This is a genomic window from Clostridia bacterium (assembly GCA_017620395.1).
GTDB lineage: Bacteria > Bacillota > Clostridia > Oscillospirales > RGIG8002 > RGIG8002.
In genome coordinates this window covers 1-9,339 of sequence record JAFZQJ010000017.1, presented here as the reverse complement: position 1 = coordinate 9,339, position 9,339 = coordinate 1, and the positions used below count along the sequence as shown (strand labels likewise).

Here is a 9,339-nt window from a genome sequence, read left to right as displayed (position 1 = left end):
GTCCGCTTACGCGGCCGTCAATCCACCTCCCTCGTCTGAGGGAGGTCCGCTCACTGCGTTCGCGGCGATATTCCTCGCTTCGCTCGGTGCGATATATCGGCTTCGCCGATGCGATATATTCGCTTTGCGAATACGATATATCAGCTGCGCTGATACGATATGTTCGCCTGCGGCGAACGAGTGCCGCCCGCGCGGGCGGCGCGCTTCGCGCTTATATATCCAAATTAGTTACGTACCTCGCATTAGCTTGTATGAAGTCCCTTCGCGGCTCGACGGCGTCGCCCATCAGCACGGAGAAGGTCGCGTCGGCTTCGACGGCGTCCGCCATATTGACCTTTATCAGTATCCTGTGGCGCGGGTCCATCGTGGTGTCGCCGAGCTCGTGGCCGTCCATTTCGCCGAGGCCCTTATAGCGCTGGATGTCGACGTTTTCGCCCATTTCGAGCATATAGCGGTCGCGTTCGGCGTCGGTGTAGGCGAGGTTCTCGACCTTGCCCTTCTTGAGCTTATAAAGCGGGGGCTGGGCGATGAACACGTGCCCCTCCTCGATGAGCGGGCGCATGAAGCGGAAGAAGAAGGTCAGCAGCAGCGTGCGGATGTGGCTGCCGTCGACGTCGGCGTCGGCCATGAGGATTATCTTGCCGTAGCGGAGCTTCGTCAGGTCGAACTCCTCGCCGATGCCGGTGCCGAGCGCGGTCACTACCGGCATGAGCTTCTCGTTGGAATATACCTTGTCGAGCCGCGCCTTCTCGACGTTGAGCATCTTGCCCCAGAGGGGGAGGATCGCCTGGAAGGTGCGGTCGCGGCCGTCCTTGGCGGAGCCGCCCGCGGAGTCGCCCTCGACGATGAAAAGCTCGGTGTGAGTCGGGTCGCGGTCGGTGCAGTCGGCGAGCTTGCCGGGCAGCGAAGCGCCGTCCAGCGCGGACTTGCGCCGCGTCAGCTCCCTCGCCTTGCGCGCCGCTTCGCGGGCGCGCGCCGCCTGCATGCACTTGTCGATTATCGTGCGGCCGACGGCAGGGTTCTCCTCGAGGTAGACCTCCAGCTTCTCGGAAACGAGGTTGCCCACCATCGTGCGCATCTCGCTGCTGCCGAGCTTCGTCTTCGTCTGCCCCTCGAACTGCGCGTCCTTGAGCTTGACGGAGATGACGGCGGTGATGCCCTCGCGGACGTCCTCGCCGGAGAGGTCCTTCTCGTTCTCTTTTATCAGGTTGAACTTGCGGCCGTAGGCGTTGAGCACCTTCGTCAGCGCGGTCTTGAAGCCGGTCTCGTGCGTGCCGCCCTCCATCGTGTTGACGTTGTTGGCGAAGGAGAGCACGAGCTCGTTGTAGCCGTCGTTATACTGCATGGCGACCTCGGCGACCTTGTCGTCGTATTCGCTGCGGAAGTATATGACGTCGTCGTGCAGCGCGGTAACGCTGCGGCGCTCGGTCAGGAACTCGACGAAGGAGCGGATGCCGCCCTCGTAGCAGAGGTCGTTCGACTGCCCGTCCGAGTCGGAGCGCTTATCGGTGAAGAGTATGCGCGTTCCGGCGTCGAGGAACGCCTGCTCGCGCAGACGCGTAAGCAGCGTTTCGTATTCGTAGCGCGTGGTCTCGAAGATCTCGGCGTCCGCCTTGAAGGTGACGGTGGTGCCGTGCCCGGTCGTGGCTTCGCCCTTGACGAGCGGGGTGACGACCTTGCCGCGGTGGAACTCCTGGCGGTAGACGTTGGAGCCGTCGCGCACCTCGACCTTCAGCCATTCGGAAAGCGCGTTGACGACGCTCGCGCCGACGCCGTGGAGGCCGCCGGACCACTTGTATCCGCCGCCGCCGAACTTGCCGCCGGCGTGGAGCTTCGTGAAGACGAGCTCGACCGCGGAGATGCCCTCCTTTTCGTGTATTCCGACGGGGATTCCGCGCCCGTCGTCGGTGACGCGGACGACGTCGTCGTCCAGCAGCTCGACGGTGATGAGGTCGCAGTAGCCCGCCATCGCCTCGTCGATCGCGTTGTCGACGATCTCGTAGACGAGGTGGTGCAGTCCGCGGGGTCCGGTCGAGCCGATGTACATGCCGGGACGCACCCGCACTGCCTCGAGCCCTTCGAGCACCTGGATCTGTTCTGCGCCGTATTCCTGTGTTACCTTTTCCTGTTCCATGGTTTTCTCCTATCATCTGCGGCAAAGCCGCAATATCACTATCGCGAAGCGATAATATCACTTATGCGAAGCATAAATACCACTGACGCGAAGCGTCAATATCACTTGCGCCGCAGGGGCAGGTCTGTCATCCTGAGCGGAGCGGACGAAGTCCGCGCAGTCGAAGGATCTTAAAGACGAACTGTCCTTTCCGGCGGAACGCCGCGTAAGAAAACTTAACGTAACCCCCGCTTCCGACTGCACACTTTCCCTAAAACACACACGTTACCTTCAAGATCCTTCGACTCCGGCTTCGCCTTCGCTCAGGATGACAACGTGTGCGCGTCCGGTAACAATTCGGTCTGCGTTACGCTCTTCTGCTTATCGTCTGCGTATTATACTGCGTAATATACACCCTCTCGCCGTCCCTGCCGCGCGCGCCGCGCCTCGCGGCGACGACGAACGCCTTGGGCAGCTCGAACGAGGTGTCGACGACGCGCCCGCCCTCCTGCGCGGCGCGGAGGAAATCCCGCGTGCGCTTGGAAACGGTCGTGGCGTCCATATCGAATATCCCGACCACGTCGCGGTCGGAAAACACTTCCGTGCCTAAGGTTATGTACATACGTTGTCTGTCTCTCTGCGCCGAAAGCGGCGCCGTAGGGACGAGCATCGCTCGTCCGTGCATTCTCGCACCCGCGCCGCCCTTTGTCATCCTGAGCGGAGCGATGCGAAGCATCGCGCAGTCGAAGGATCTTACAGACGAGCTTGCCTTTTCAGCGGAACGCCGCCCAAGAAAACGCAACGTTGCGCAAGAAAACGAAGCGTAACCCCCGTTTCCGACTGCACACTTTTCCGATAACACAACCGTTACCTTCAAGATCCTTCGACTTCGTAACGCTGCGCGTTACTTCGCTCAGGATGACAACGTGTGCGCGTCCGGAAGCGTCCTTCGCGCTCACTTGACCTTCATCAAATCTTTCCACTCCGGATTAACGCTGTTCACTAACGCGTCCTTCTTTTCTCTTCTCCAGCCCTTCAACTGCTTTTCGCGCGCGATCGCCGCGCGCACGTCGCCCGTACATTCGCAATATACAAGCTTATGTATCCGGTATTCTGCCGTAAAACCGCCGCATACGCCGTTGGCATGCTCGTACATCCGTCTTTCGATATTATTCGTCACGCCGATATACAGCACGCGGTTGTCCCAATTCGTCGCCATATAGACGTAATACCGTTTCATATCCTTCACTCGCGTTCAAAGCGCCCGCTTTGAACGCGGTACACCTTCCCGTCGGTGAAAACGCTCGCGTCGCACGCGGTAACTATCCGCTGCATGCCGCCGACGCGCGAAAGCAGGAAATCCCGCCTGCCCGCGTCCAGCTCGGAGAGCACGTCGTCGAGCAGGAGCACCGGCGGCTCGCCGGCGCTTTCGCGCAGGAGCTCCGCCTCGGCGAGCTTCAGCGCGATGACCGCGGAACGCTGCTGTCCCTGCGAAGCGAACCGCCGCCCGTCGCGTCCGGCGACGGAGATGCGTATATCGTCGCGGTGCGCGCCGCAGGTGGTGTAGCCCACCCGCAGGTCGTCCGCGCGGGTCTTTTTCAGAATCTCAAGCGCTTCCTCCGCGGTCGCGCCGCCGCTGCACTCGAACCCGGCGGCGAACTCCTCGCCCGACGCGAGCTCGGAATACACGCGCCGCGCCGACTCCGAAAGCCTCGCGCAGAACGCCGCCCGCTGCGCGGAAAGCTCCGCGCCGAGCTGCGCCAGACGCCCGTCCCACGCGGAGAGCAGGTCGTCCAGCCCGCTGAACATACGCGCGTCCTTCAGAACGCGGTTGCGCTGCTCGAGCGCGCGCCGGTAGTTCAGCATGAGCTTGAGCGCCGCGGGCTTCTCGCGCGCGAGCGCCATGTCGAGGAACTTCCTGCGCTCCTCCGGCGCGCCGCGCACTATTTCGAGGTGCGCGGGCACGAAGAGCACGGCGGCGAACCGCCCGTAAAGCTCCCCGGCGCGCTTCTGCGGCACGCCGTTTATCTCGATCTCGCGCCTGCGCTGCGGATCGCGGAAAAAGCGAAGGCCTATCTCCTGCTCCCTGCCGGCGCTGTCGAAGCGCAGGTCGACGGACGCGGACTCCGCGCCCTCGCGGATGAGGTCGCTCTCGCGCTGCGCGCGGAAGCTCCTGCCCCATGACGCGGCGAAGACCGCCTCGAGCATGTTGGTCTTGCCCTGGGCGTTGTCGCCGCGCAGCACGGTCAGCTCGGGATCGAACTCCAGCTCCGCCGCCGCGATATTGCGGAAATCTTTTATTGTGATGGATTTTGCTATCATAAGAAACGTTCGCCCTTCGGGATGAGTTAAATTCGCCCTTCGGGCGAGGTAAATTCACGCCTTCGGCGTGAGGTAAATTCGGGCTTCGCCCGAGGTAAATTCATCCCTGCGGGATGAGGTAAGGACCAAATCGCTCCGCGATTTGAATTATTCAAATTGCCTTCGGCAATTTGCTCCTTCACTCACGCCTCGGCGTGAATTTACCCGCCGCGCCAAGCGCGGCGATTTACCTTGCGGCGCAAGCCGCAAATTTACCTCGCGGGCAGCGCCCGCGAATTTACCTGCGCGAATGCGCGGCGCGCAGAGCGCGCACGCGCAATCGCGCCTTACTGCTTCTCCCTGTAATACGCGATCGAGGAACCGTCGTCGCTGAAGAAGGTCAGCGTATCGCCCTCGAGCGTGAAGCGCTGGCGGTAATCCTCCTCGCTCTGCGGGATATAGAGGCGCATGACGTCGCCCTGAAGCTCGATCACGTACTCGGTCCCGTCGGAGGCGGTGTATATGCCGTCGGACGTGATCAGCGCGGAATAACCGTCGGCGGTCTTCCACGAGCCGACGAGGTCGTCGAGCGTGACCGCCCTTTTCGCGCCGGGGCGGTGGAAATCGAAGCCGGCGCCGTCCTCGTCGTAAAGCGTCATGAAGTCGCCGTTCAGCGTGTAGGTGTAGGTCTCCGACACGCCGCCCTCGGTCCAGACCATCGTGCCGTCCGCGGCGGAGATATTGAAGACCTCGTCGTCCATATAGGTCGCGGTGCCGTCGGCGTAGATCGTCAGCATGTCGCCGTCGCCGTCCTCCCAGTAGCCGAGGAGGTAGGGATCGACCGACGCCGCGGGCTTCTCGCTCTCGCGGGTGTAGGTCCAGGTGACGTTTTCGTTGGGATCGTGTATGATCAGCTTGCCGTCCTCGAGCTTATAAGTATAATTGTAAGAAGCGCCGTCGTTCTCGTTCGTCCAGACCATCCTGCCGTCCTTCGCGGTGAGGGTAACGCCCTTGCCGTCATAGGTACCGGCGCCATCCTCGTTGATAACAAGCTTGATGCCGACCTGATCGACCCATCTGCCGACTATCGCGGAGTCGAACCCGCTTTCCGGCTTGCCGCCCTTGCGGGTGAGCGTCGCCTCGAGCTCGCCGCTGTCGACGTTGTAGAGCTTGAGCGTATCGCCGTCCAGCTCGTAGCGGTAGCTCTCGGTATCGTCGCTGTCGGGGACGTAGACGGTGAAGATACCGTCCTCGAGCTTCAGCGAATAATCGCGGCCGTTCGCGCCGCGGAGGCGGTCGCCGTCGATGACGATCTCGCCGCCGTAGCCGTTATCCCACGTGCCGTTGAGGTCGCCCGCGAACGCCTTTTTGGCGAGTTCGGAACCGCCCTTCTGGCGGAAGTTCATCGTCTCCTCGCCGTCCTCGTCGTAGAGCTTGAACCTGCCGTCGACGACCTCGAAGGTGCGGACGAAGGGCTCGGAAGCCGCGTCGTCGGGGGTGACTTTGAGCTTGTTATCCTCGATCTCGTAGGTGTAGGTGGTCTTGACGTCGTCGTAGGAAATCTCGGTGATGGCGCCGTCGTCAACGATGAAATCCTTGACCGAATCGCTCGCCCATCTGCCGACGATCTCGCGCCCCTTCGGAGTTTCGGCGCCCTTGCGCGTGTACGCCTCGGGGAAGGAAACGCCGTCCTCCTGATAATAGAGGGTGAGCGCGTCGCCGATGACCTTGAAGATATATTCAAGCGTTTCGTCGCCGTTGGTGAGTTTGAGCTTGTTATCCTCGCGAACGCAGGCGTATTCGGTAGTGTCTTCGCCGGAACGGACGGTCGCCTTGTCGCCCTTGAATTCGAGCGCGAAGCCGCTTCTGTCGTTTACCCATTCGCCCTCGACGGACTTTTTGCCCGTCAGGAAGCCCGGCCAGACGAAGAGCGCGACCGCCGCCAGCCCGAGCACGAGGATTATCGCGATTATCGCGATCCACAGTCCCTTGGACTTCTTCTGCTGCGGCGCGGCGTAAGGCTGTCCGTAAGGAGCGCCGTAAGGCTGTCCGTAAGGAGCGCCGTAGGGCTGCTGTCCGTAAGGCTGCTGATACTGCTGTTGGGGGTATTGCTGCCCGTAGGGCTGCGCGGGCTCCCCTGTGTAAGGGGAGCTGCCGCCGTAGGCGGCTGAGGGGTTGTAAGCGTCGCCGCCGGCGAAGCCCTGCGGCTGCGCCGCCTGCTGCCCGCCTGTCATTCCGAGCGCAAGCGAGGAATCCCCCGCCTCGCGCAGAGCGTCGGCCGCCTCGGCGGCCTGCTCGACGAACTCGCCGCACCCGCACTCGGTGCAGAACTTCGCTTCGGCGGGCATCGGACTCCCGCAGTTTTTGCATATTTTATCCATATAGCTGCTCCCTTCTTACGCACATTCGGCAAAACGGCCGGTTTCGTTATCTGAAAAGAAGTCGCGGATAAGCGAGGGATTTTCGGATGATTTGCGGCGCGGAAGGACGACGGCTGGGCTATCTGCCCGCCGAGGACGACAAGCCGCAAAGGGCCGAAAATCACCGCTTTACGATCTTACGAACTTCAAGCCTTTCAGCGCGTCGAGCAGCGCCGTAGCCGCCTCGCTCGTGCCGGCGGGGGCGGTGAAACTCTCGACGGTCATCAAATCGTCGGTCTCCATAACGAAGACCGTCACGTCGCCGGCTGGGCCGGTCAGCGTGACCTTGTCGCCCGACTGCGTGAAGGTGCCGCCCTTCGTCTCGATCTCGCCGTAGGCGTTCATCGTGCCGCCGAGCATCTGCTCGAGCGTCGCGTCGTCGAACTGCGAGCTGACGCCGAGGTTCGGCGCGACGAACTCGTCGACGTACTGACTCCAGGTGATGCCGTTCTCGGTGAGATACTTCTCGAGCTCCTCAACGGTAGCGCCGATATAGTTTGCGGCCTCCTCGTTGGTGAACTCGCGCAGCAGCGGGATCATCGCCTCCTGCGTCTTGACCATGAAGTCGCGGTAGAGCTCGGCGTCGATTATCATATAAACGCCGCCGTCGTCGCGGAACTCGAAGTCGTAGTCGCTGAGCAGCGAGGTGATGGAGGGCTTGAGCGCCTCCTTGAAGCTCTCGTCCGCGAGGATGCGGCGCACGGCTTCGCTCGTGCCGGTGGACTCGATCGCCGTTCCCATCATCGCGTCGTACATGTCGCTGTAGTCAACGTCGTCGATGTTGAAATCCCAGTCGCCGTTGACCTCCGCGCCTCTGTACTTCGGCTTCGGCGGCTCGGTGCCTTCGAGATAGAAGGCCTCGACGAACTCGCCGTCCTCCTCGTATATTTCCAGAGCGTTATCCTCGAGCTCGTAGGTATAATTGAAGTTTTCGCCGCCGCGGGTCATATTGAGCTTGTCGCCGTTGATCTTGTAGGTAAGGGATTCGTTCTCGCCGCCGCGGAGGTAGCTGCCGGTGCCGTCGCCGTTGAGGACGAGCGTGTCTTCATACTCGCCGACCCACCTTCCCTTGAGGGGATCGTCCGGCTCTTTGCCGCCGGAGGCGTTTTTGCGGACGTACTCCTCGACCTTCTCGCGTTCGCCGTCGTCGTTGACGCGCCAGAAGGTGAGTTTGTCGCCCTCGAGGGTATAGGTGAAGCTGAGCTTCTGCGAGGTGTTTCTGACGACGATCCTGTCGCCGCTGACCTCATAATCGCCCTCTATATCGGCCGCGTACTGCTGTTTGCTGACGTACTTGCCGCCGTTGAACTCCATAGTGGAGCCGCTGATGCTGCTTGAATCGCCGTCTTCGTCGACGACGCGCAGGTCGCCCCAGACGCCCTCGATGCCGCCGGAACCGGAAACGCGCGTTGCGATTATCTTAGTCCCTTCGCCGCCGAGCACGGTGAGCGTGAGCTCGTCGCCCTCTACCTTATAGGTCATTTCGGAGATCTGCGTCAGCTCGAGCTTGTCGCCGTCGAGCGTGAACTCAAAGACGTTCGTGCCGTTCTGACCGTGATCTATGGAGATCCTGCCGTCGCCGATCGTCATCGTCTCGCCGTATTCGCCGGTCCATTCGCCGTCGATGGGGCTGCCTCCCTTGAGGAAGCCCGGCCAGACGAAGAGCGCCACCGCCGCGAGCCCGAGCACGAGGATTATCGCGACGATCGCGATCCACAGTCCCTTTTTGGACTTCTTCTGCTGCGGCGCGGCGTAGGGAGCGCCGTAGGGCTGTCCGTAGGGAGCGCCGTAGGGCTGCTGATACTGCTGCTGGGGGTACTGCTGCTGTCCGTAGGGCTGCGCAAAGCCTTCCCCTTGAGGGGAAGGTGGCGTCGCCGAAGGCGACGACGGATGAGGTGTCATTCCGAGCCCGTAGGGCGAGGAATCCCCCGTCCCCTGCTGTCCGTTCGGCACAAACTGCCCTCTCGGAGGTCCGTCCGGGATATTGCGCCTGTCGAGCATCTGCTCCGGCACCGGCGGCACGAAGCCGCCGAAGGCGGCGTTATTCTGCTGCGGCTGCGCAAAGCCTTCCCCTTGAGGGGAAGGTGTCGCGGGCGCGCCGGCGCCCGTGACGGATGAGGTGTAACCGCCGAAGGCGGCGTTATTCTGATACTGATGCGGCTGCTCGGGATTCCCCTGCGGGCCGAAAAGCGGCGGCTGCTGCCCGTAGGGCTGCTGCACCGGACGTCCGCTGTAGACAGGCTGTCCGCCGAAAGCGGCGTTCGCGGCGTCGGCCGGCTCCCCTGTGCAAGGGGAGCTGTCGCCGGAGGCGACTGAGGGGTTGTCTGCGCCTTCGACAGCGCTCAATGCCGCCCCTTCCGCGCCCTTGGCGGCGGCTTCGACCGCCTGCTGCGCATCTCTCATTCCAAGCGCAAGCGAGGAATCCCCCGCCTCACGCAGAGCGTCGGCCGGCTCCCCTGTGCAAGGGGAGCTGTCGCCGGAGGCGACTGAGGGGTTGTCTGCGCC

The 9,339-nt window shown here is 62.4% G+C and carries 6 protein-coding genes; all 6 read right to left on the bottom strand.

Annotation, left to right across the window (positions count from 1 at the left end):
• Positions 1 to 211: 211 nt before the first annotated feature.
• Positions 212 to 2,134 carry a DNA topoisomerase (ATP-hydrolyzing) subunit B gene (gene gyrB / locus J5441_03115; GenBank protein MBO4934145.1) on the bottom strand — a complete coding sequence of 641 codons (1,923 nt, stop codon included), beginning with the start codon at positions 2,132 to 2,134 and terminating at the stop codon, positions 212 to 214.
• Positions 2,135 to 2,480: 346 nt separating this feature from the next.
• Positions 2,481 to 2,735: a DUF370 domain-containing protein gene (locus J5441_03110; protein ID MBO4934144.1), complete on the bottom strand. Its 255-nt coding sequence runs from the start codon at positions 2,733 to 2,735 to the stop codon at positions 2,481 to 2,483.
• A gap of 333 nt (positions 2,736 to 3,068) precedes the next feature.
• A complete protein-coding gene (locus J5441_03105) occupies positions 3,069 to 3,353 on the bottom strand; it encodes a GIY-YIG nuclease family protein (GenBank protein ID MBO4934143.1) in 285 nt (94 codons plus the stop codon).
• 5 nt (positions 3,354 to 3,358) lie between these two features.
• Positions 3,359 to 4,435 carry a DNA replication/repair protein RecF gene (locus tag J5441_03100; GenBank protein MBO4934142.1) on the bottom strand — a complete coding sequence of 359 codons (1,077 nt, stop codon included), beginning with the start codon at positions 4,433 to 4,435 and terminating at the stop codon, positions 3,359 to 3,361.
• Positions 4,436 to 4,761: 326 nt separating this feature from the next.
• A complete protein-coding gene (locus J5441_03095) occupies positions 4,762 to 6,795 on the bottom strand; it encodes a hypothetical protein (GenBank protein ID MBO4934141.1) in 2,034 nt (677 codons plus the stop codon).
• A gap of 168 nt (positions 6,796 to 6,963) precedes the next feature.
• Positions 6,964 to 9,339: hypothetical protein (locus J5441_03090; GenBank protein MBO4934140.1), on the bottom strand; the 2,376-nt coding region annotated here is incomplete at its 5' end.

What these genes read in the sequence shown, in the direction of transcription:
- gyrB (MBO4934145.1), bottom strand. Translation starts at nt 2,134, where the DNA reads ATGGAACAGGAAAAGGTAACACAGGAATACGGCGCAGAACAGATCCAG.
- J5441_03110 (MBO4934144.1), bottom strand. Translation starts at nt 2,735, where the DNA reads ATGTACATAACCTTAGGCACGGAAGTGTTTTCCGACCGCGACGTGGTC.
- J5441_03105 (MBO4934143.1), bottom strand. Translation starts at nt 3,353, where the DNA reads ATGAAACGGTATTACGTCTATATGGCGACGAATTGGGACAACCGCGTG.
- J5441_03100 (MBO4934142.1), bottom strand. Translation starts at nt 4,435, where the DNA reads ATGATAGCAAAATCCATCACAATAAAAGATTTCCGCAATATCGCGGCG.
- J5441_03095 (MBO4934141.1), bottom strand. Translation starts at nt 6,795, where the DNA reads ATGGATAAAATATGCAAAAACTGCGGGAGTCCGATGCCCGCCGAAGCG.